Annotated in this window: 23 protein-coding genes; 8 read left to right on the top strand and 15 right to left on the bottom strand. The window is 59.7% G+C overall.

The genetic code is table 11. The features are described from left to right. Nucleotides 1–3: 3 nt before the first annotated feature. The gene (locus EE36_RS08770; protein WP_005851426.1) at nucleotides 4–189 is read right to left on the bottom strand and encodes a DUF3008 family protein; all 186 of its coding nucleotides are present in this window, start codon (nucleotides 187–189) and stop codon (nucleotides 4–6) included. A gap of 167 nt (nucleotides 190–356) precedes the next feature. Between EE36_RS08770 and EE36_RS08765 the strand changes: the two genes are divergently transcribed. Continuing rightward, complete coding sequence (locus EE36_RS08765) at nucleotides 357–611, top strand: hypothetical protein (protein ID WP_005851424.1); 255 nt, start codon at nucleotides 357–359, stop codon at nucleotides 609–611. Nucleotides 612–684: 73 nt separating this feature from the next. Here the strand turns inward: EE36_RS08765 and EE36_RS08760 are convergent, their stop codons facing one another. Beyond that, on the bottom strand, nucleotides 685–963 hold the full coding sequence (locus EE36_RS08760; RefSeq protein WP_005851422.1) for a hypothetical protein: 279 nt from the start codon (nucleotides 961–963) through the stop codon (nucleotides 685–687). A 155-nt stretch (nucleotides 964–1,118) separates the two neighbouring features. On the opposite strand from EE36_RS08760, the gene EE36_RS08755 reads away from it, so the two are divergent. Next, on the top strand, nucleotides 1,119–1,304 hold the full coding sequence (locus EE36_RS08755) for a PLDc N-terminal domain-containing protein (protein WP_005851419.1): 186 nt from the start codon (nucleotides 1,119–1,121) through the stop codon (nucleotides 1,302–1,304). A 125-nt stretch (nucleotides 1,305–1,429) separates the two neighbouring features. Beyond that, nucleotides 1,430–2,104 (top strand): hypothetical protein, encoded by a 675-nt coding sequence (locus EE36_RS08750; protein ID WP_005851417.1) that lies wholly within the window; start codon nucleotides 1,430–1,432, stop codon nucleotides 2,102–2,104. Here EE36_RS08750 and EE36_RS08745 read toward each other — a convergent pair. The 3 genes from EE36_RS08745 to EE36_RS08735 form a co-directional block, all read right to left on the bottom strand. After that, nucleotides 2,101–4,389 carry a glycosyl hydrolase family 28-related protein gene (locus EE36_RS08745; RefSeq protein ID WP_005851415.1) on the bottom strand — a complete coding sequence of 763 codons (2,289 nt, stop codon included), beginning with the start codon at nucleotides 4,387–4,389 and terminating at the stop codon, nucleotides 2,101–2,103. The genes EE36_RS08750 and EE36_RS08745 overlap by 4 nt on opposite strands. 160 nt (nucleotides 4,390–4,549) lie before the next feature. After that, nucleotides 4,550–4,963 carry a DUF4864 domain-containing protein gene (locus tag EE36_RS08740; protein ID WP_005851413.1) on the bottom strand — a complete coding sequence of 138 codons (414 nt, stop codon included), beginning with the start codon at nucleotides 4,961–4,963 and terminating at the stop codon, nucleotides 4,550–4,552. Between the two features lie 62 nt (nucleotides 4,964–5,025). Continuing rightward, nucleotides 5,026–6,606 (bottom strand): lysine--tRNA ligase, encoded by a 1,581-nt coding sequence (locus tag EE36_RS08735; RefSeq protein ID WP_005851411.1) that lies wholly within the window; start codon nucleotides 6,604–6,606, stop codon nucleotides 5,026–5,028. Between the two features lie 119 nt (nucleotides 6,607–6,725). Between EE36_RS08735 and EE36_RS08730 the strand changes: the two genes are divergently transcribed. Continuing rightward, nucleotides 6,726–7,148, top strand: a complete 423-nt coding sequence (locus EE36_RS08730; RefSeq protein ID WP_037944901.1) for a tellurite resistance TerB family protein — start codon at nucleotides 6,726–6,728, stop codon at nucleotides 7,146–7,148. Between the two features lie 15 nt (nucleotides 7,149–7,163). Here EE36_RS08730 and EE36_RS08725 read toward each other — a convergent pair whose 3' ends face one another. Next, complete coding sequence (locus tag EE36_RS08725; RefSeq protein ID WP_005851407.1) at nucleotides 7,164–8,675, bottom strand: D-alanyl-D-alanine carboxypeptidase/D-alanyl-D-alanine-endopeptidase; 1,512 nt, start codon at nucleotides 8,673–8,675, stop codon at nucleotides 7,164–7,166. Nucleotides 8,676–8,763: 88 nt separating this feature from the next. Between EE36_RS08725 and EE36_RS08720 the strand changes: the two genes are divergently transcribed. After that, nucleotides 8,764–9,588 (top strand): DMT family transporter, encoded by an 825-nt coding sequence (locus EE36_RS08720; RefSeq protein ID WP_005851405.1) that lies wholly within the window; start codon nucleotides 8,764–8,766, stop codon nucleotides 9,586–9,588. Here the strand turns inward: EE36_RS08720 and EE36_RS08715 are convergent. The 3 genes from EE36_RS08715 to EE36_RS08705 all read right to left on the bottom strand — a co-directional run bounded on the left by EE36_RS08715 (nucleotide 9,553) and on the right by EE36_RS08705 (nucleotide 12,265). Then, on the bottom strand, nucleotides 9,553–10,182 hold the full coding sequence (locus EE36_RS08715; RefSeq protein ID WP_083776456.1) for a nicotinate-nucleotide adenylyltransferase: 630 nt from the start codon (nucleotides 10,180–10,182) through the stop codon (nucleotides 9,553–9,555). The genes EE36_RS08720 and EE36_RS08715 overlap by 36 nt on opposite strands. 77 nt (nucleotides 10,183–10,259) lie before the next feature. After that, the gene (locus tag EE36_RS08710; RefSeq protein ID WP_005851401.1) at nucleotides 10,260–11,813 is read right to left on the bottom strand and encodes a sodium:alanine symporter family protein; all 1,554 of its coding nucleotides are present in this window, start codon (nucleotides 11,811–11,813) and stop codon (nucleotides 10,260–10,262) included. Between the two features lie 11 nt (nucleotides 11,814–11,824). Beyond that, nucleotides 11,825–12,265 (bottom strand): universal stress protein, encoded by a 441-nt coding sequence (locus tag EE36_RS08705; protein ID WP_005851399.1) that lies wholly within the window; start codon nucleotides 12,263–12,265, stop codon nucleotides 11,825–11,827. A gap of 368 nt (nucleotides 12,266–12,633) precedes the next feature. On the opposite strand from EE36_RS08705, the gene ettA reads away from it, so the two are divergent. After that, complete coding sequence (gene ettA / locus EE36_RS08700) at nucleotides 12,634–14,289, top strand: energy-dependent translational throttle protein EttA (RefSeq protein WP_005851397.1); 1,656 nt, start codon at nucleotides 12,634–12,636, stop codon at nucleotides 14,287–14,289. A gap of 99 nt (nucleotides 14,290–14,388) precedes the next feature. On the opposite strand, the gene EE36_RS08695 is transcribed toward ettA, so the two are convergent. Then, nucleotides 14,389–15,348, bottom strand: coding sequence for a two-component system response regulator (locus EE36_RS08695; RefSeq protein WP_005851395.1), 960 nt, complete (start codon nucleotides 15,346–15,348; stop codon nucleotides 14,389–14,391). 395 nt (nucleotides 15,349–15,743) lie between these two features. Here EE36_RS08695 and EE36_RS08690 point away from each other — a divergent pair, with 395 nt between their 5' ends. Further along, entirely contained in the window at nucleotides 15,744–15,950 is a 207-nt protein-coding gene (locus EE36_RS08690; RefSeq protein WP_005851393.1) for a cold-shock protein, read from the top strand. 137 nt (nucleotides 15,951–16,087) lie between these two features. Further along, nucleotides 16,088–16,639: a L,D-transpeptidase gene (locus EE36_RS08685; RefSeq protein ID WP_005851389.1), complete on the top strand. Its 552-nt coding sequence runs from the start codon at nucleotides 16,088–16,090 to the stop codon at nucleotides 16,637–16,639. A gap of 102 nt (nucleotides 16,640–16,741) precedes the next feature. Here the strand turns inward: EE36_RS08685 and EE36_RS08680 are convergent, their stop codons facing one another. The 5 genes from EE36_RS08680 to hydA all read right to left on the bottom strand — a co-directional run. Continuing rightward, complete coding sequence (locus EE36_RS08680; RefSeq protein ID WP_005851387.1) at nucleotides 16,742–17,731, bottom strand: ABC transporter substrate-binding protein; 990 nt, start codon at nucleotides 17,729–17,731, stop codon at nucleotides 16,742–16,744. Nucleotides 17,732–17,778: 47 nt separating this feature from the next. Then, nucleotides 17,779–18,618, bottom strand: a complete 840-nt coding sequence (locus EE36_RS08675) for an ABC transporter permease (protein ID WP_005851385.1) — start codon at nucleotides 18,616–18,618, stop codon at nucleotides 17,779–17,781. Next, the gene (locus EE36_RS08670) at nucleotides 18,615–19,481 is read right to left on the bottom strand and encodes an ABC transporter permease (RefSeq protein WP_005851383.1); all 867 of its coding nucleotides are present in this window, start codon (nucleotides 19,479–19,481) and stop codon (nucleotides 18,615–18,617) included. The genes EE36_RS08675 and EE36_RS08670 overlap by 4 nt, the downstream gene beginning before the upstream one ends. Before the next feature lie 69 nt (nucleotides 19,482–19,550). Continuing rightward, on the bottom strand, nucleotides 19,551–20,333 hold the full coding sequence (locus tag EE36_RS08665; protein ID WP_005851381.1) for an ABC transporter ATP-binding protein: 783 nt from the start codon (nucleotides 20,331–20,333) through the stop codon (nucleotides 19,551–19,553). 106 nt (nucleotides 20,334–20,439) lie between these two features. Further along, the coding region (hydA, locus tag EE36_RS08660) for a dihydropyrimidinase (protein ID WP_005851379.1) at nucleotides 20,440–21,697 on the bottom strand (1,258 nt) is incomplete at its 5' end.

The raw sequence follows: 21,697 nt of genomic DNA, 5'->3' as shown, positions 1-21,697 counted from the left end.
CGTCTAGTCATCCACCTCGTCCGGCAACCCGTCATGGTCGGTCGAGGCCATCTCCTCCAGCTCGTCCTCTGACATGCTGTCGTACATATCTTTTGACGCGCCTTGCAGATCCTTGACCTTGGTCTCGCCCCGCTTGGCAGACAGGGCTGCACCGGCGGCGCGTTGTTGGGCTTTCGATTGGGCTTTCATCGCTGTCTCCTGTCAGTTGGATGTAGCGGCACAACCCGTCCACCTGCCCGCAGTTCCCCTGCTACGGCTTGGCGCATAATTATTTTCATGCGCCCGTTGCAAGGTGATTGCTTTGCACCCGCACCCACCCCACATTCGGAGTCTGCGCTTTATCCGGAGGATCCCAAATGCGCCTGATCGCCCTTGCTACACTGGGCCTGACCGCCCTCTCTGCCCCCGCCTTTGCCGATGAGACAACCGGCACGATCCTTGCCTATGACCGCCTTGCGAATATCATCGTCCTGCAAGACAAATCATCCTGGACGCTGGATGCCAAAACCCTTGTCCCGTCTGACCTGATGGCCGGCGACAAAGTCACGCTGACCTTCGCCTCCGACGGCGACAACGGTGCGAAACCCGCGACAAAACTGACCCGCAACTAAGCCTTATCCCAGTACAAAAGCGCCCCCTGACCAAATCAGAGGGCGCTTTCTGCGTTCAAACTATCAAACGATATCAGTCACCTGCGGGCGGAGTAACCTCAACGCCGGGGACGGTGATCGTTTTCTCTTCGGTGGTCACTTCAACGTCCGGAACTTCAACGTCGACCTCTTCTTCAGTCACGGAAACCGAACCGGTCTGTGCGTCAAACTCGGGCAGGTTGCCGCCTTCGACGGACACATCAACATCCGGCAGCGCGCCTTCTTCAGTCTGATCGATATCGATGAAAAAGATTGCGAATGCGATGACCAGAATTGCGGCAAGGCCTGCGATTACTGCTGTAGAGGTCTTCATAGTATTTCCTTCCAAATTCACTTGCCGTTCTAGGCGATGCAAGGGCAACTCGGCGAAGCGGGAAATGGTTCCAGTAACAATTTCGGGAACATCTGGGCCGAACGGGAAGTTGTGACCCCAGACAGTAATGCAGATTACAACCCAGGAGCTTTACAATGGAATTCGGCCTTCTCGGACTCATTATCCTGATCGCAGACATCTACGCGATCTATCAAATCTTCACCTCCGGCGCTTCGGGGCTTGCGAAAATCCTCTGGATTCTCGGCGTCCTGATCTTCCCGGTTGTCGGCTTTATCGTATGGCTGATCGCTGGCCCACGCGGCGGCAGCGTCAACGTCTAAGCGACGCACACAGGATTTGACAAAAGGCCCGTAGCATTGCTGCGGGCCTTTTCGCATGCCGCCCAAAGGTCTGTAAGTGATTTGTTAAGCATGACGCGCCAAGCTACCCGCCGAAAGGGTATCCCATGCGCTACTGGCCGATCCTTCTGCTTGGCTTACTGCAGCTTCCCACCCCTGCACAGGGCGGCGCGTGGCTGCGCGAAAAGGGCACGGGATTTACCTCCACCACGGTAAACGTCACGCGCAACTACGACATTTCGGAAAGCACCTTCATGGAATATGGCGTGCGCGACGACCTGACCCTGGGGGCAGAGGTCGGCTTTCTCGCCAGTTCCATCGGCCTGCAATCGGGATTTGGGTCGGTTTTCCTGCGCCGCCCCTTAGGCCGTCGCGACCGCCCTAACGTCTGGTCCGCCGAGCTGGGGTTCGGCGCGGCATGGGTGGGGGATGCGGTCTATCCCAATGTCAAAGCGGGGCTGTCTTGGGGCCGCGGCTATACGCTGGGGCAGAAACACGGCTGGGTGACCATCGATAGCTCCCTCGCGTGGGACATCTATCTGCAAGAGCATCTCGCCAAAGTCGACAGCACCATAGGCATCAACTTCGGCGACCGGTTTTCTGGGATGCTGCAAATCTACTATGCCTCGACCTCTGTCGCCAGCGCCACCTCTGTTGCGCCCTCTATCGTCATGCGCCCGCTGAAAAACCGCCCCGATATCCGCTTCCAGATCGGGGCAGAGACGTTGATCAACGACACCTCCAACCCCGCGCTAAAACTCTCGCTCTGGCGCGAGTTCTAGCGTTTATCCATGCGCGCCTGCATAAAGATCGACCCTTTGACGCTGGTGCTCCAGACCAGATGCAGCAGATCACGATCCGCCCCCTGATCCGTCAGCACATAGGGCACGCTGTATTGCGCCACATTCGATCCGTTGCGCACCGGCCCGTCCATCGTGATGCTATCCACCGCAATCGCCCACCCGCCGAACGGAAAGCGGTCGGCAATATCCACCACCCAGGTCTTGGCCAGACTGGCTTCGGTATGTTCAACCTGCACAGGGTTCGACACCGGATTGTGGATGCCGTGGAACGAATTGCCGGTCATCTCGATATTGCGCATGCGCGAGAAATCCATATCCGCAAAGCTCGTATCGATCCGTTCGACCCGATCAATGAACCCGTTGATGCTGCGGAAGCGGTTGTCGTTGATTGTCAGCCCGTTGATCACATGACCCGCCCCATGGGGCTTGATCACGATATAGCTGAACCACGGGGCCACCTCGCCCGACAGAAAGATATTACCACTGATCGACAGGGAGCTGAAAGAATACTCGCTGCTGTAGTCCGGCGCGGGGTCTTGTTCGTTAGTCCATTCGACAAAGCAATTGTCGATATAATTCCCGCTGACCACGCTCGCCGTGTGCTGCGCCGCAAGGATCAACCCGGCAGAGCGGACGCCGTTCTTGACCGTATCCCCCTGAAAGAAGTGGTTCCCCGTGACGATATTATTCTGCCCCGCCAGCAGCGCAAAATGGCGAAAGCGGGTGGCACGGTTGTCGCGAATCTTGACGTCATTGGCGTTGCAGTTGATCGCGATCGTGGTCCGGTCCGGCACGTCCAGCGCATCTTCGGCGGACAGGAACTGGCAACGGTCCACGAACATCCCCTGACAGCCACCCCCGATCGACGTAATACCGCGATCCTTCGGGCGCGAGATAAAGCAGTCCCGCACGTGGAAAATTGTCCCCGATGGTGCAAGGTTGATGGCACTGGCCACGTTGTTGCACTGGAATTCGATGTCATCCAGAACGAATTTGCTCAGCTGGCTGTAGTTGCTGAAATCCAGCAGATACTGGAACCGCGTAAAGGTAAAATTCTGCGTCCCCGCCGCATCATACAAAGGCGCGTTCAGGGTAATCTCTTGCGTGGCGACGTTCTTGGCGCGCACATAGATCTCGCGCCCGACGCCATTGCCCGTGATCAGCGCCCCCACAGGCACATTCGCCACATTCACCACATTTGTCAGCTTGCGCGCATCCGAGGGCGAATAGCTGGCCTGCGAGGTTACCGTGACCGTATCCCAATCGCCATTCGTGGCCGCTTCGAGCTGGCCGTTGCGGATCACCCGCCGCGTGGCATAGCTGCTGCGTTCGGGCGTTGCGGCCTGCATATCGATCGGGCCGGTCACGTTGACCTTGCGCCCGCCCAGATCCAGAGATTCATGATCCGCATTGTTCAGCAGCGCCTGAAACGCCTTGCGAAAGGCGATCTCTTCATTCCCAAACGCCTCGATATAATTCGGCAGATCAAAGTTGCGCCGCAGCAGCAGGATCGCGCTGGCGGGCATGATCACCGTCCCTTCAAACCGCGTCGGCGCGTCAAAGGTCACGTCCCCGTTCAGCAGATACGTCCCGCGCGGGATCAACACGCTGCGCCCCTGCGCATCCGCATTCGCCGCCACAAAGGCCGCCGTATCATCGGTGCTGCCATCCCCCACCGCGCCATAGTCTCGCACATCCACCTGTGCCAGCATGTCGCGCAGAAAGACGCCCGTCACATCCTCGATCTGCAAATCATCAATGCGAACGACCCCGCCATTCTGCCCCGTCAGGTCCAGCCCGAAATGCCCATAGACCGGCGCGTTACCCCAGACCATATCGACCCCGCCGCGCAGCCCCGACCCGACAATCGCGCTGACCTCGACCACCTCGCCATAGCTGGTCAGAGTCACCGCCGGACCGGCCTCCACCAGCCCGCCCGCGCGGCTGCCATTGCCAAGCGCCGGATATCCCGCGATCCGCACCGACGGTAGATTCCCACTAATCGCCTTCACCCGCGCCGTGATCCGCAGATAACACCCCGGCAAAAGTGGCGTCTGTCCCATGTATCGCAGCTTTTGCGTGGATTGCGTTTTTATCAGCTCAAGCGCCCCGCCAAAGTCCTGATCCGCAGGGATAAACGCCGCATTTATGGCATTGGCATAGGTATCAGACCCCGCCGTGCCATCCCCGCTTGAATACACATCCAAGCCTTGCGCAAATGCCGCAGGTGTCAGTAGCAGACCGTCCGTGATTGCCTTGTTCATCGTCATCCCCTTCGTCGGGTTGCGATGTCGCCCCCCATGAATTGCAAAACTCCGGCGCTTGGCCGGCAGGGGGAAAGATTTATGCACAAAGGGTTAACCACGCCTAACCGCAGCGTACGCCGCAGGCGGTCACATGAGCGTACCAAAGATGTCGCGCCGGTCAGGCAGAAACGCTTGGCGCATCCAGTAGTTGAACGGCGGCAATACGCCAGCCCTCGGGTGTCTCAACCATCTGATAATCCAGCAAATAGGTAAATCCTTTCAGGTCCGTGACCTGCACCTTCTGCCACTGCGCACCGGCGATCTCGCGCAGGTCCAGAAAGCGTACCTCGGCATGTTTCCAGACCATCGGATAGCCCGTGGTCACCATACGTTTAAAATTCTCGGTAGATTGAAACATCATCTGCAGATTGGGGCTCGCATACGCGAAGGCACCCTCGAAATCATCTGCCTTGAAAGCGTCGAACTGGCCTGTGATCGTGCTTTCGATATCCGCCTGCTGCGCCATGGCACCAAGCGCCGTCGCAAAGGTCAAAACCATCCCGAAAAAGGCCGAAAGAACCGCGCCACGCATGAGAATGCTCCCTATGATGTGTTGAACTTAACCTAAGCCACGCACACCATAGGGCAATAGTTTCACGCCGTGGTCAGCTTGCCCGCCAACGCGTCGTCGATCAGGGCGACCGTTTCATCCACGCCATACAGCGCGATGAACCCACCGAAACGCGGCCCTTGGCTGGCGCCCAGCAACACTTCGTACAGCGCGGTGAACCAGTCGCGCAGAGGGTCGAAACGCTCTTTCCCGACGGCGAAAACCATCGTTTGCAACGTCTCGGCATCCAGCCCACCGTCCCATGTTTTCAGCTGGTCCCGCAGGTCTTCCAAGGCTTCCCGCTCCAGCTCGGAAGGGGCCCGGAACACTTTGGCGGGCTTCACGAAATCATTGTAATAGCGCACCGCATGCTCGGCCGCCGCATCCATACCGGGGTTGCCTTCGGGCGTCGCATCCGGCGCATACCGCTGGATAAAGCCCCACAGTTGCGACTTGTCCTCGGCCGAGGAGACCGACGCGAGGTTCAGCAACATCGAGAACGGCACAACCATATCCGACTTGGGCACATCGCCCCCGTGGATATGCCAAACGGGGTTATTCAGCTTGCCCTTGTCGTCCTGCGTTTCATAGACGCGCAGCTGCTGGTGGTATTCGTCGACCGCCTTGGGGATCACGTCGAAATACATGCGCTTGGCCGTCTTGGGCTTGAGGTACATGAAATACGACAGCGATTCCGCGCTGGCATAGGTCAGCCATTCGTCGATGGTCAGACCATTGCCCGACGATTTGGAGATCTTGTGCCCGTCCTGATCCAAGAACAGCTCGTAGGTGAAATGCTCGGGTGGGCGGTTGCCCAGAATACGGCAGATCTTGTCATAGATCGGCGTGTTGGTGCTGTGATCCTTGCCGTACATCTCAAAGTCGACATCAAGGGCGGCCCAACGGGCGCCAAAGTCGGGCTTCCACTGCAACTTCACATTACCACCGGTCAGCGGCAGAGTCATTTCGGTGCCGTCTTCATCGTCGAAGGTGATCGTGCCTTCCTTGGCGTTGACCGCTTTCATCGGCACATACATCACCCGCCCTGTTTCAGGGTGGATCGGCAGGAAGATCGAATAGGTCTGCCGACGCTCCTCGCGCAGCGACTTGAGCATCACTTCCATAATCTCGTCATACTTTTCAGCAGCGCGCAAAAGCACCTCGTCGAACTTGCCTGAGCCGTAGAATTCCGTGGCCGAGATAAACTCGTACTCGAACCCGAAGGTATCCAAAAAACGCCGCAGCATCGCGTTGTTATGCGCGCCAAAGCTGTCGTATTTGCCGAAAGGATCGGGCACCGATGTCAGCGGGCGCTGCAGATGTTCTTCCAATGCGGCGGGGTCGGGCACGTTACCCGGCACCTTGCGCATGCCGTCCAGATCGTCGGAAAAGCACACCAGCCGCGTCGGAATGTCGCTGATCTGCTCAAATGCGCGGCGGATCATCGTCGTGCGCGCAACTTCGCCGAAAGTCCCGATATGCGGCAGACCCGACGGGCCATAGCCGGTCTCGAACAAGACGTATCCCTTCTCGGGGGCCTTGTTTGCATAGCGTTTCAACACCCGACGTGCTTCCTCGAACGGCCACGCTTTACTGGTTAGGGCTGCTTCACGCATCTGCGACATGTCATCAATTCCATCATTTTCACCCCGCACCCAATGCGCGCAGGCAGCCCGTACCTATTGCGTCCCCGTAGGCCCGTCAATAATCTGCAGATCAACGGAATGACCGAACGGAAATGCGCATGAATGACGACACCTCCCTCACCCTCAGCGCGCAGGATTGCCTTGTCGCCGTGATGATCGCGGTTTCCGCATCAGACGAGGACATCCGCACCACCGAATTGCTCAAGATCCAGACGGCTGTAAACATGCTCCCCGTCTTTTCCGGCTATGATGTGGACCGCATCAGCTCTGTCAGCTCGATGGTGTTCGACCTGTTCGAACAGGAAGACGGGCTGGATGCCCTGTTCGGCCTGATCAAGGGCGCGCTGCCCGACCGGCTGAACGAAACGGCCTATGCGCTGGCCTGCGATGTGGCCGCGGCCGACGGCACGTTGGACGAAGCCGAATTGCGTCTGCTGGAAGAAATCCGCTACGAGCTTGACCTCGACCGCCTGCACGCCGCGGCCATCGAACGCGGTGCCCGCGCCCGTCACGTCAAATAGGCCGCGTCACCGCGATCAAAGAGAGGCCGAATCCGCAGCCACATGGAACGCTCCCCAGCGTTCGATCAGCCCTTGCTGCAACCGTTTGGAGCGCCCGTTCCACGCCCGCCCCCCCTCGGGGCGTTCGCGTTGCGCGCGGGTCAGGGTGGCGCGACGTGGCATATCGGCGGTGAACACGGCAAAGGCCATCACCCGCCCGTCCGGTGCCGTCAGATACCCCGCCAAGGCCGAGACAAAGTTCAACGTGCCGGTCTTCGCCTCCACCTTGATCGGGTGATCCTGCACGGGCCGCCCCTTGGAATCGCGCAGGGAAATCGACTTGAGCAACGGTTTCAACGTGCCCGATCCATAGACCCGCACCAACGCCGTCACCATATCCTGCGCGGTCACACGGCTGTCTTCGCCCAACCCCGAATGGTCCACCAGCGCGGGTGCATCCATGCCCAGATTGGCCTTGGCCCACACGTTCATCTCTGCCGCAGACGCGCGCAGGGACGCGGGCGTGCCCGTGCGGTAAACCGTGGCGGACAGCCCCGCCATCTCTGCAATCAAGTTATTGGAATACTTCAACATATCGCGCAGGATATCGCGCAGCGGCGCGCTGGAACGGGTCACCAGCACCTCGCCCTCGGGCAAGCTGGTGATCAACGCCATGTCGCGCAGACGGATGCCCTGTGCCCCCGCCAATGTCTTAAAGATATCGCCCGCATACAGCCCCGGCTTGCGCACCGGCAGCCAGCGCGACCCACCGTTGCCCAAGGCACTTTTCGCGACGCTCCAGTCATCGCGGGTGCCTGCGTCACGATAGGCAAAGACCGGCGCACTGCGGTCGCTGATCTCCATCGCGGCCATCGCCACGTCAGGGCGATAAGACCCCGACCGCCCGTCCATCAGCACCGAATAGCTGCCGTTCTCGCGCTTCCATTCAAAGTGGACGCGGTTAAAGTTCAGCGCCAGCCCTGACACAGCGGGGTTATAGCCCACATGATCCGGCTGATCCGCATCAATCAACGGGAAGACCGGCAGGCTGCGTTCGTAAATCTTCAACCCGCCTTTGACGCCGATAATGCCCGCCGCCTTGAGGTCATCTGCCATTTTGGCCAGCCCGTCCGTATCCAGCGTCGGATCGCCCCCGCCCACAAGGATCAGATCGCCCTGCACTTCGCCGTCCACAATGCCACCGGTCGCCATGATGCGCGTCTGGAACTGATGCGCTGCGCCCAAGGTATCCAGCGCGTAAAGCGCGGTAATCGCCTTGGTCACGCTCGCCGGGGGCATCCCGTCAAGCGGGCCGTTCTGTTCCAGCACCGCACCGGTTTCCGCATCCGCCAGACTAAAGGTCACAGCCCCGTTCAACCGCGCCTTGTCGATCAGCTCTTGCGCCGAGGGGATCGCCTGCCGGAATAGATCGTCCCCGCGCAGAACGGGGCGCAGCGATTCAGTTGGCGGGGCCGCAAAGGCCGCTGGAGCCACAACAGCCGCCGCAGCGGTACTCAGAAACAGACGACGGGATAAAACAGTTTTCATGGGGCGACTTAAACCTGACAGGACAGAGCGACACAAGCGCTTGCAAATCACATTTTCATGGGCGGGGGCCCATGCTAACTGACAAAACATGCAACGCGTTATTTTGATCATGTTTGTCGCCATGTCACTGATTCCCGCAGGCGACAGCGCGGGCAAGATCCTGACCTCACAGCTTGGCGTGGCCCCCGTTTTTGTGGCGTGGTCGCGGTTTGCCATAGGGGCGCTGCTGCTGGTGCCCTTCGCCCCGCCGCAAACGCGCGCCCTGTTCGGCAACTGGCGCATCTGGGTCCGTGCCGCCATCCTGTGCGGCAGCATCACCTGCATCCAGACAGCACTGGTGACCGAGGACGTGGCCAATGTCTTTGCCGCCTTCTTTATCGGTCCGCTGCTCAGCTATGTGCTGGCCGCGCTCTTCCTGCGCGAGGCGATATCGCTTCAGCGCAGCGCGTTGATCGTAGCGGGGTTTCTGGGGGTGCTGGTCGTGGTCCGACCGGGGCTTGAACCCAGTCCAGGGCTGCTTTGGGCGCTGATCGCGGGGACGCTTTATGGCGTGTTCCTCACGATGTCGCGCTGGCTGTCGCATCTGGCCCCGCCCCTTGCGCTGACCTTCAGCCAGCTGGTGATCAGCGGGCTGCTGCTTTTGCCGCTGGGGCTGGTCTATTTCCCGCCGCTGACCGGCCCCGTCCTGGGGCTAAGCCTCGCAAGCGCGCTGTGTTCGATGCTGGGCAACCTGCTGATGTTATACGCCTATCGCATGGCCCCTGCGACCAAGGTCGCGCCGCTGGTGTATCTGCAACTGCTGTCCGCCGTGGGGCTGGGGTGGCTGGTGTTCGGCGCATGGCCCGACGCGCTGACATGGGTCGGCATGGCGATGATCCTAGGGGCGGGTATCGCCTCTGCCAGATTGCGCTGACCATTTGCCCGCGGCCCGGATCGCGCTTGAGCTGACATCGACCATCGGGACGTTCACGAAACACCACGCGGGCGCCGGTGTCTGCCCCAAGAGCTGGCTTTGCCGCCCCGAAATCCGGTAGGGAGCATAAAGCGTCGCGGCGTGGCTCATCCGTGCAGATATGCGCTGGCCGGGCCGTGCAAGCACCCCTAGGGGCACTGTCTCCATGATCTGCCGCCAGTCCTGCCACAGGTGGAACTGCGCCAGATTATCCGCCCCCATCAGCCAGACGAAGCGCACACCGGGATAGCGGGCCCGCAGCGCGGCAAGGGTTTGCGCGGTGTAGCGGGTGCCAAGATGGGCCTCGATATCGGTGACCTCGACCCGCGGGTGCTGCATCACCTCGCGCGCGCGGGCCAGACGGGATGCCATTGGGGCCGGCCCATGCGCCTTGAGCGGATTGCCCGGGCTGACCATCCACCACACCCGATCCAGCCTGAAACGCTTGATCGCCTCGCGGGTGATATGGGCGTGCCCCTCGTGCGCCGGATCAAACGACCCGCCAAGCAGCCCGATCACCTGCCCCGGGGGCGCATATGGAAATGGATAACCCAACGAAAACGGCCCCCGATATACATCAGGGGCCGAAAGAAGGGCAGCAACGCCCCTTTGTCAATCGCGTTATCCGTGCGTTAATCGACGAACTTCTTGATCTCGCCGGATTTCAACCGCGCGAAATAGCTCTTCATCTCGCGTTTCACGATCGGCATCAGGAAGTACAGCGCCGTGATGTTCACAACCGCCATCGCAAAGATCATCGCATCAGAGAAGTCGATAACCGCGCCCAGATTGGCCGCCGCCCCCACGATGATGAACAGGCAGAAGATCACCTTGAACACGATCTCTTTGGTTTTGCCTTCACCGAACAGATAGGTCCACGCCTTCAGCCCGTAGTAGGACCAGCTGATCATGGTGGAGAAGGCAAACAGGATCACCGCCAGCGCCAGCACATAGGGGAACCAGCTGAACCCGGTCGCAAAGGCAGCCGATGTCAGCTGAACGCCGCTTGACCCGTCGATGGTCTGGATCGCGGTGCCTGCGTCATTCAGGATGAAGCGGCCCGTTTCGGGGTCCATCACCAGCACGCCAGAGATGGTGATCACCAGCGCGGTCATCGTACAGATGACAACGGTATCGATGAAGGGCTCCAACAGGGAAACGACGCCTTCGGTCACCGGCTCTTTGGTGCGCACGGCAGAGTGTGCGATCGCCGCCGAGCCGACACCCGCCTCGTTCGAGAACGCCGCCCGTTTAAAGCCCTGGATCAGCGCGCCAACCAGACCACCTGCAACGCCCAGACCACTGAACGCACCTTCAAAAATCTGGCCAAAGGCCCAACCGATCTTGTCGTATTCAACGATCAGGATGATCAGCGCGGCACCAACATAGATCACGCCCATCAACGGCACGATTTTCTCGGTGACATTGGCGATGGATTTGATCCCGCCGACGATGACCGCAAAGACCACTGCGGCAAAGACGATGCCGGTGATCCAGCCAGGGTAGTCGCCGATGATACCGGACAGCTGCGCATGGGCCTGATTGGCCTGGAACATATTCCCGCCGCCCAAGGCACCGCCGATGGTAAAGATCGAAAAGATCACCGCCAGCACCCCGCCCAAAGGCAGGCCGCGCTCCTTGAAGCCCTTTGTCATATAGTACATCGGACCACCGGAAACGGTGCCATCGGCGTATTCATTGCGGTATTTCACACCCAGCGTACATTCGGTGAACTTGGAGGCCATGCCCAGCAAACCGGCCAGGATCATCCAGAAGGTCGCCCCCGGACCGCCGATGCCCACGGCCACCGCGACGCCCGCGATATTGCCCAGACCGACAGTCCCCGACAGCGCCGTTGCAAGCGCCTGAAAGTGGCTCACCTCGCCCGCGTCATCGGGATCGGAATAATCGCCTTTGACCAGCGAGATCGCATGCCAGAACGCTTTGACCTGAATGAAGCCGAAATACAGCGTAAACACCGACGCCGCGACCACCAGCCACAGCACGATCCACGGGAAGTTGGTGCCGGGTAGCGACATGAAGATCAGATTGACGAACCAGCCCGTCGAACCCGCGAAGATATCATTGATGCGTTGATCCATGCCGACGGTTTCTTGTGCCGCGGCAACCATGGGCAAGGCAGAGACAGCAGCAGCCCCCGCACCCGTTGTCAGAAATTTTTTCATGATATGACCTTTCAAGGAATGATCGTCAGAGGCACGCGGGACGCCACAGCCAAGCGGCCGGTTACGCCGCCGAACATACGCTCTTTCAGGCCGCGCAGACCGACACGGCCCACCACGATCTGCTGTGCGCCGTGTTTCTTGGCCAGATCGTCCAGAATATCGGCCACATCGCCATGCTTCACGATGCCCTGAACGGTGACGCCGTCTTCGCTGACCTTCTTGACCGCCGGATCGACGATACGTTCGCGGGCCAGTGCCAGTTCCTCTTCGCGCCGCTTGTGGCGCTGGTCATTCTCTTCCGAGGTCTGGAAGCTGAATGGAGACCATTCAATCACGTAAACGAGCTTGAGCTCGCAATCGCCAATCAATTTGGCCTGTTTCGTTGCGAAATCCAAAGCGCGCGCCCCGGCTTCCCCCCCGTCCAGTCCAACAACAATAGTGGATGCTGTCATGTATTTGTCCCTTTGTGTATGACGCGGTCTTTTTGCGGCCGCGTTGTACCGGGGCGCTGAACGCACCCGGATTAGGCGAATATAAACGAGGTCCAAAATTTTTTTCGACTGAATTTCGCGTAAAATTCGGTCATTCGTCCCCAGTTCACCGTTCGAAAACGGTAAAAAGGGATAGTTATCGGAAAAACAGCCTTTGCCGCCCGCGCGATCCGCGCTTTGTGCGTCTTGCCCCTGCGCCTTGTGAATCGCCCGGTAACGGGCGGGCTTCAAAAACGCGGCACAGGCCATATATATTGAATGTTTGCTCTTGCCCGCCTGTGGCGATATTGCACGTTCCAAACCGTATTCAGCTTATCCGAGGATTCTCAATGGCCGCCTATCAATATGTCTATCACATGTCCGGTGTCTCAAAGACCTACCCGGGCGGCAAAAAGTGTTTCGACAACATTAACCTGAACTTCCTGCCCGGTGTGAAAATCGGTGTGGTCGGTGTCAACGGCGCGGGTAAATCCACGCTGATGAAGATCATGGCCGGTAAGGACAAGGATTACTCGGGCGAAGCATGGGTCGCTGAAGGGGCCAAGGTCGGCTACCTGGAACAGGAACCCTATCTGGACCCAGCCCTGACCGTGCGCGAAAATGTCATGCTGGGCGTGAAAGCCAAGAAGGACATTCTGGACCGCTACAACGAACTGGCAATGAACTACTCCGACGAGACAGCCGACGAAATGGCCGCCTTGCAGGATCAGATCGACGCGGAGAACCTCTGGGATCTCGACAGCCAGATCGACGTCTCGATGGAAGCCCTGCGCTGCCCGCCCGACGATGCCGATGTGACCAAACTGTCCGGTGGTGAAGCCCGCCGCGTGGCGCTGTGCAAGCTGCTGCTGGAAGCGCCCGAAATGCTGCTGCTTGACGAACCGACCAACCACCTGGACGCGGAAACCATCGCCTGGCTGCAACAGCACCTGATCGACTACAAGGGCACGATCCTGATCGTCACCCACGACCGGTACTTCCTTGATAACATCACCAGCTGGATCCTCGAGCTCGACCGCGGCAATGGCATCCCCTACGAGGGGAACTATTCCAGCTGGATCGACCAGAAAGCCAAACGGCTTGAACAGGAAGCCCGCGAGGACAAGTCCAAGCAAAAGACACTGTCGCGCGAATTGGAATGGATGCGTCAGGGGGCCAAGGCCCGTCAGGCGAAATCCAAAGCGCGGATCAAGTCCTATAACGAAATGGCCGACAGCTCAGAGCGCGAACGCCTGACGCGCGCCCAGATCGTTATCCCCAACGGTCCCCGTCTGGGCAACAAGGTGCTTGAGGTCGAGGGCCTGTCCAAAGCCATGGGCGACAAGCTGTTGATCGAAAAGCTGGACTTCTCTCTGCCGCCAGGCGGGATCGTCGGCGTCATCGGGCCCAACGGCGCGGGTAAATCAACCCTGTTCAAGATGATCACCGGCCATGAACAACCCGATACCGGCACGATCGAACTCGGAAATACCGTTGATCTGTCCTATGTTGACCAGTCGCGCGATGACCTGAACCCTGATGACAACGTCTGGCAGGCCATTTCGGGCGGGGCCGAGATCATCAAGCTTGGCGATGCCGAAGTGAACTCCCGCGCCTATTGCGGTGCTTTCAACTTCAAGGGCGGCGACCAGCAGAAGAAAGTCGGCCTGCTGTCGGGCGGTGAACGCAACCGTGTGCATATGGCACGTCTGCTGAAAGAAGGCGGCAACGTACTGCTGCTCGATGAACCTACCAACGATCTGGACGTTGAAACCCTGCGCGCGCTCGAAGACGCGCTGGTCGATTTCGCGGGCTGCGCTGTGGTCATCTCGCACGACCGTTTCTTCCTTGACCGGATCTGTACGCACATCCTCGCCTTTGAAGGCGACGCGCATGTTGAATGGTTCGAGGGCGGCTTCTCTGACTACGAAGAGGACAAGAAGCGTCGTCTGGGCGAAGACGCCATGGAACCCAAGCGCATGAAGCACAAGAAATTCTCGCGCTGATCTAGGCGAAAGCTTTAAGAAAAAGGCCCCCGCAGGAAACTGCGGGGGCCTTTTTATGTGTCGGTCAACGCGCCGCCGAAACGCGGCTCGGGTTTCCCGTTACAGCCCGTCGGCCAGCTCGGCATAGCCATCGGTGCGGTCGGTGCTGGTGCTGTCGGGCACGGTTTCACGGCCCAGAAAATCGCGCAGCGTGTTGCAGGCAGACAGCCCCGACCACAGCCGCTGGTTCGACACCAGCTTGACCGTGACATCGGCGCTGAAATCCCCGCCGATACGTGCGGCGGTGCCATCATGGGACAGGATGTCTTCGATGTCTTTCTGTATCTCTTCGGGCTTGATCCGGTGGCGGCCCATCACGGTGCCCACGATGATCCCCTCGCCCGCATAGCCCATAAAGCATTTCTCATGCGCCAGCGCCGCGACCGTGGCCTGCGCAACCAAGCCCATCTGGCGACAGAACTCAGCCGGGCTTGCGGCCTCGAAGATATTGCGGATCTGTGGCAGTTTGACCGCAAAAAGGCTCATGGCATAGCAGCCTTCTGGCAGACGCAGCATGTGGTTTTCGAACCCGTGCAAATCGTCGACGCCGACAACGTTCAGATCAAAGCTTTCCTCGACCCGTACCTTCATCAGGCCCGACAGCTCCGCCAGCGTATGCGCGGCCTCGCGTTCACGCCGCAGGCTGTCGCTGAGCATGCCCGCCATGTTGATACGCGCGCCCAACTCGATCCCGTTCAAGGGCTTGAAGATGAAATCCGTCGCCCCGGCGCGGAAGGCGGTGTCCATCAGATCATGTTTCCGGCTGCCGGTGATCATGATGATCGGCGCACTTTTATAGGCCTGCATATTGCGGATGTCGTCACATAGGGTGATCCCGTCAACGCCGGGCAGCATGATATCCAGCAGAAAGCAGTCAAAGCTTGCCCCGTGTTCGTCGATCTTGGCCAACCCATCCTCGGCCGAGTCCGCACAGACCAGATCGAACCCCAGCGACGGCGTCAGACAGTCGCGCAACAGGTCAAGAATGGTGGGATCGTCATCTACGGCTAGGATTTTCATACGGTGGCTCACTCGTTGTCGTGTCGGCAGAAGGGGGACTGGTTAAATTCTCTTATGGCTCGGAGCAAAATCGCAGATGAATCTGGCAGCAGTTAGGCAATTTCGGCCAATCCGTTAACCCTTTGTCCCGCTGCCTCCGCCAATGCGCGTTAGGGTTTCACCTTGCCCCTCCGAAGAATACGGCGCAAATGTGCCGGAATCAGCAAGGATCGGCCTGTTTTTCAAGGCCCATTGACAGCCCCTTGCGCGAATCCCCACGACCTGCCATATCCGAATGGCTAACGTTATTCTTTTTCGACCAACTGTCTCCCTCATACGGCGTTCAGACTTCGATCCAGACCGACAACGCCAAGCCATCGCACGACGCGGATGGCATACTAGAGGAGACTACGGATATGGCCACTGGCACCGTAAAATGGTTCAACACAACAAAAGGCTTCGGCTTTATCGCACCCGATGGCGGCAGCAAAGATGTATTCGTACACATCTCCGCTGTCGAGCGCGCAGGCCTGACCGGTCTGGCCGACAACCAGAAAGTGACATTCGACATCGAAGCTGGCCGTGACGGCCGCGAATCCGCGTCGAACATCGCACTGGCATAAGCCATGCAGGGCCTTAGGCCCGCAGGATGAATTTGCCGGCTGACCCTCACGGGACAGCCGGTTTTTTTATGTCCTCAGGGTTGCCAAACACAACCCAAGGGGCAAGATACCGTCATCACATCCTAAAGGAGCCCCCCATGCGCCGCCGTCAGTTTATCGCAGGTTCTTTGGCCGCCCTCGCCTTTCCCCACGCGCTGTTTGCCGCGGGTGCCGCCTATGACCCCACGCCGCAAATGGTGTCGATCAAACCACAATATGCCGTGGGCGAACTGCTGATCCTGCCCCGCAGCCACTACCTGTATCTGGTGACCGCCCCCGGTCAGGCCATGCGATACGGCGTGGGCGTCGGCAAGGCGGGGCTGGAGTTTACCGGCACCGCGACGATCGACGTCAAAAAGGAATGGCCCACCTGGCGCCCCACGGACGAGATGATCGAACGGGAGCCCAAGACCTATGCGCGGTTCATCGGCAATACCGATGCGCAACCCGGTGGCCCGTCCAATCCGCTGGGCGCGCGCGCGCTCTATCTGTTCCAGAACGGCCGCGATACATACTTCCGCATCCACGGCACCACCCAACCCAGCAGCATCGGGCGCTCTGTCTCGAACGGGTGTATCCGCATGCTGAATGAACACGTCAAAGACCTGTACCAACGTGTGCCCATCGGCACCAAGGTCACGGTGCTTTAACGCCGCTGACGTTACCCACCACGCAAAAGGGGCTGGCATCGCTGCCAGCCCCTTCGTATTCCTGCACTGTGTCGGGGACATGTCCCCTTAGTTCAGCGCGCCTTAGTTCAAGGCTTTGTCGGTGATCGCATGGGTCCATGCGCCCGACGGCTCTACCGTGATGACGGGGTCCGACCCACCGGACAGCAGCGATTGCACGGTCCGCTCGTAATCCGCCTCGTCCAGCGCGCCGTTGCTGCCTGCGGTCAGCTTGGCCACTTCGCCCATCATGCGTTTCTGATGCTCTTCGGTTTGCGCACCCGAGGCATCGTTGTCCAACACGATTTCCGCCGCTTCATCTGGGTTTTCCTCGGCGTATTTCCAGCCCTTCATAGAGGCCCGCACAAAGCGCACCATCTTGTCCTCGAACGCCGGATCGGCAAGGTTCTCTTCCAGCGCGTAAAGCCCGTCTTCCAATGTGGCAACGCCCTGCTCTTCGTATTTGAACACGTTCAGATCATCCGGCGTCAGACCTGCGTCGATCACCTGCCAGTATTCATTATAGGTCATGGTCGACACGCAGGCGGCCTGATTTTGCAGCAGCGGATCCACGTTAAAGCCTTGTTTCAGCACGGTCACACCATCCTCACCGCCTTCGGTGGGCAGCTCAAGCTTGCTCATCCAGCTGAGAAAGGGGAATTCGTTGCCAAAGAACCAGACGCCCAACGTCTTGCCTTTGAAGTCATCCGTGGTCTCGATTCCGGCATCCTTGCGGCAGGTCAGCATCATGCCCGAGGATTTGAACGGCTGCGCGATGTTCACCATCGGCAGGCCCTTCTCGCGCGCGGCCAAAGCGGCGGGCATCCATTCAACGGCGACATCGGCACCACCACCGGCCAGCACCTGTGTCGGCGCAATGTCCGGACCGCCCGGCTTGATCGTGACGTTTAGATCTTCTTCGTCATAGAACCCTTTGTCCTGAGCCACATAATAGCCCGCGAACTGCGCCTGCGTGACCCACTTCAGCTGAAGCGTCACATCATCCGCCGCTTGGGCCATGGTCCCCATCAGGCCCACAGCGGCCCCGGCGACATATGTTGATAGTTTTTTCATTTTTATATCTCCCTCTTGGTTGGTTGGTCGTCTTGGTTAGTTCCGCGTTAGTTCCGCTGGCTCGGGTGCCAAAAGGTCACCCGCCGTTCAAACAATGACATCGCGCCGTAGAATGCGGACCCGGCAATCGCCGCGACAACAATCTCGGCCCAGACCAGATCAAGCGCAAGCTGGCCCACCGAGGTAGAGATCCGAAACCCCATCCCCCGCACAGGAGAGCCGAAAAATTCAGCAACAATCGCCCCGATCAAGGCAAGGGTCGTGCCGATCTTCAGCCCATTGAACACGAAAGGCATCGCGGCAGGCAAGCGCAGCTTGAACAGCGTCGCCCAATAGCTGGCCGCATAGGTCCGCATCAGATCGCGCTGCATGGCGTCGGTGGCTTGCAAGCCCTGCACCGTGTTCACCAGCATCGGAAAGAACACCATGACCACGACCACGGCGGCCTTGGACTGCCAGTCAAAACCGAACCACATCACCAGAATCGGGGCCATCCCGATCACCGGCAGCGCGGCCACAAAGTTCCCCACCGGCAAAAGCCCCCGTTGCAAGAAGGGGAAACGGTCAATCGCAACGGCGATCAAAAAGGCCGCACCACAGCCCAGCACATAGCCCGACAACGCGCCCTTCAGCACGGTCTGCACGAAATCCACCCAAAGGATATCAAGCGATGACACCAGCCGCAGGGCAATCAGCGACGGCGCAGGCAGCAAGACCTGCGAAATCTCGAGCCCGCGCACAATGCCTTCCCAGACAGCGATCAGCGTCGCGCCAAAAACCAAGGGCGCTGCAAGGGACACCCAGCGGGCCGGCCGCAATCGCGCCAACCGGATGTTGACCCACATGCCAAAGGCCCAGGTCACTGCGGCAAAAACCAGCCAGATCATCGCGCCATCCCCATCCGTTTCAATGTCACACGCTGGATCAAGCCGATGATCCCCACCAGCAACGCCGCCAAGGCCGCCGCCATGATCAACGCGCTCCAGATCTGGATCGTCTGGCCATAGTAGCTGCCAGCCAACAACCGCGCCCCCAGACCCGCAACGGCACCCGTTGGCAGCTCACCAATGATGGCCCCCACCAGTGACGCAGCCATCGCGATCTTGAGCGAGGTAAAGAAATACGGCATCGACGCAGGCAACCGCAGCTTCCAGAAGGTCTGGCCCGCACTCGCATGCCAGGTGCGCATCTGGTCCAACTGCATCTGGTCAGGGCTGCGCAGCCCTTTCACCATGCCGACAACGACGGGGAAGAACGACAGATACATGCTGATCATCGCTTTCGGCAGCAGCCCCGACACGCCCACGGCGTTCAGCACCACAATGATCATCGGCGCAATCGCCAGAATGGGAATGGTCTGGCTGGCGATCACCCAAGGCATCACCGACATATCCATCACCCGGTTGAACACGATCCCCACCGCCAGCAAGACGCCCAGCAAGGTGCCCATGCCAAAGCCCAGCAGGGTCGCGCTGAGCGTGATCCAGGAATGATAGACCAAGGACCGCTTCGACGTGACTTTCTTCATCACGGTCGTATCCCAGATCTCTGACGCGACCTGATGCGGCGCGGGCAATTTGGGTTTTTTCTGAGCCCAGGTATCCGCGACCAAAGACGTGGCGGTCACCGTCTCGCCCGACCGTGTGGCCTTGTCATAGGTCCAGTCCGAATTCAGCCAGACCGCCGCCGCATACCACAGCGCAAACAAGACCCCGACCACAGTCAGGACAGGCAAGAAGCTCGACTTCATCGCGCGCCCCCCTGCTTCCAGATGGTCCGAAAATCCTCCCCGAAGGGCCGGATAGCAGCGGGCGCGCGATCAATCATCCGCATGCCCCGCCCGCAATCCTTCCCGCACCCGATGCGCGATCTCCAGAAACTCGGGCGTTTCGCGAATGTCCAAGGGGCGCTCTTTCGGCAAAGGGCTGTCGATGACATCTGCAATCCGTCCGGGGCGCGGGCTCATTACCACGATCTTGGTGCTCAGATACACCGCCTCCGGGATCGAGTGGGTGACAAAAGCGATGGTCTTTTGCGTGCGCGCCCACAGGCGTAACAGCTGTTCATTCAAATGGTCGCGCACGATCTCGTCCAGCGCGCCAAAGGGTTCATCCATCAGCAAGATATCCGCATCAAACGCCAGCGCCCGCGCGATCGAGGCCCGCTGCTGCATCCCACCCGACAGCTGCCAAGGGAACTTGCGCTCGAACCCTGCCAGCTCGACCAGCTCCAACACTTGGCGAACCCGCGCCGCCTGATCCGCCTTGGAATACCCCATGATTTCAAGCGGCAGCCGGATATTGCCGCCAATCGTCCGCCAGGGATAAAGCCCCGCCGCCTGGAACACATAGCCATAGGCCCGCGCCCGCCGTGCCTCGGCAGCACTTACGCCATTCACCGTGATCTCGCCCCCCGTGGGCTGCTCCAGGTCCGCCATACAGCGCAGGAACGTCGTCTTGCCGCAGCCCGACGGCCCGATAAAGCTGACGAAATCGCCTTTCTCGATATCAAGCGACACGTCTTTCAGCGCATGCACAGGGCCGTCGTTGGTTTCAAATGTCAGGGATAGGTTCTGGGCCGAGATCACGGGCGCGGTGCTCATAAGCTGCGTCCCTCTTCTGCCGTACAACGTGCTCGCATCTATGCTGGCCTCTTTCTTCTTCAGGGCAGCGCGGCGCAACCGCCGCGCTGCGTTGATAGTCCCGCGTTCAGATCCCCGCAGGGATGTTCAGCGGATCGCGTTTGATCAGTTTCGGCGCAGTCAACTCTTTCCACTTGCTCAGCGCAAGGTTGGCCGACGGGAAAGCAGGCCGCGGCACAAAGCGCCCGCGTCCGGGGTTGGGCTGCGAATTCTGCCCCCAGGCCCAGATGACCTCGCCACGGCTCAGGGTATAGCGCGCCTGTGCCTTGACCTCGAAGCCTTCAAAGACGTTGTAATCCAGAATGGAGTGGTGGTTCGCCGTCGAAATCGTCTTGCTGATCTTGGGATCCCATACCACGATATCCGCGTCGGCGCCTTCGACAATCGCGCCCTTGCGCGGATAGATATTCAGGATCTTCGCCACATTGGTCGAGGTGGCAGCGACAAATTCATTGGGCGTCAGACGACCCGTCTCCACCCCTTCGGTCCAGAGCACCGCCAGACGTTCCTCCAACCCGTTGGACCCGTTGGGGATGATGCGGAAATCATCGCGGCCCGCGCGTTTCTGCTCGGTCGAAAACGCAGCGTGGTCGGTGGCAACCACCTGCAACGACCCCGACTGCAAGCCCGCCCATAGACTGTCCTGATGGTCCTTGGACCGGAAGGGCGGCGACATGACACGGCGTGCGGCATGGTCCCAATCTTTGTTGAAATACTCGCTCTCGTCCAGAGTCAGGAACTGGATCAGCGGCTCGCCATAGACCCGCATCCCCTTTTGCCGCGCACGGCGGATCGCTTCGTGGGTCTGCTCGCACGAGACATGCACGATATAAAGCGGCACGCCGGCGGCATCGGCAATGGTGATCGCGCGGTTGGCGGCCTCGCCCTCCAGCTCGGGCGGGCGGGAATAGGCATGCCCCTCCGGTCCCGTGATCCCCTGATTGAAATACTTTTCCTGCAAGGCCGCGACCAGATCGCCGTTCTCGGCATGGACCATCGGCAGCGCCCCAAGTTCGGCACAGCGCTGGAAGGATGCGAACATCTCGTCATCCTCGACCATCAAGGCCCCTTTATAGGCCATAAAGTGTTTGAACGAATTCACCCCCATGTCGACGGCGTCTTTCATCTCGTCAAAGACATTCTCGTTCCAACCGGTGATTGCCATGTGATAGCCGACATCCGAACAGATCTGCGGCGCGGATTTGCGGTGCCATTCATTGATCGCGTTCTTGATCGACCCGTCCGCCCCGGGCAGACAGAAATCGACGATCATCGTGGTCCCGCCCACGGCGGCGGCCCAGGTGCCTGTCTCGAATGTCTCGGCC

Origin of the sequence: Sulfitobacter sp. EE-36, assembly GCF_000152605.1 — a bacterium.
Lineage (GTDB): Bacteria > Pseudomonadota > Alphaproteobacteria > Rhodobacterales > Rhodobacteraceae > Sulfitobacter > Sulfitobacter pontiacus.
The sequence above is the reverse complement of the archived record's forward strand: the minus strand, read 5'-3'. Positions and strand labels throughout refer to the sequence as shown.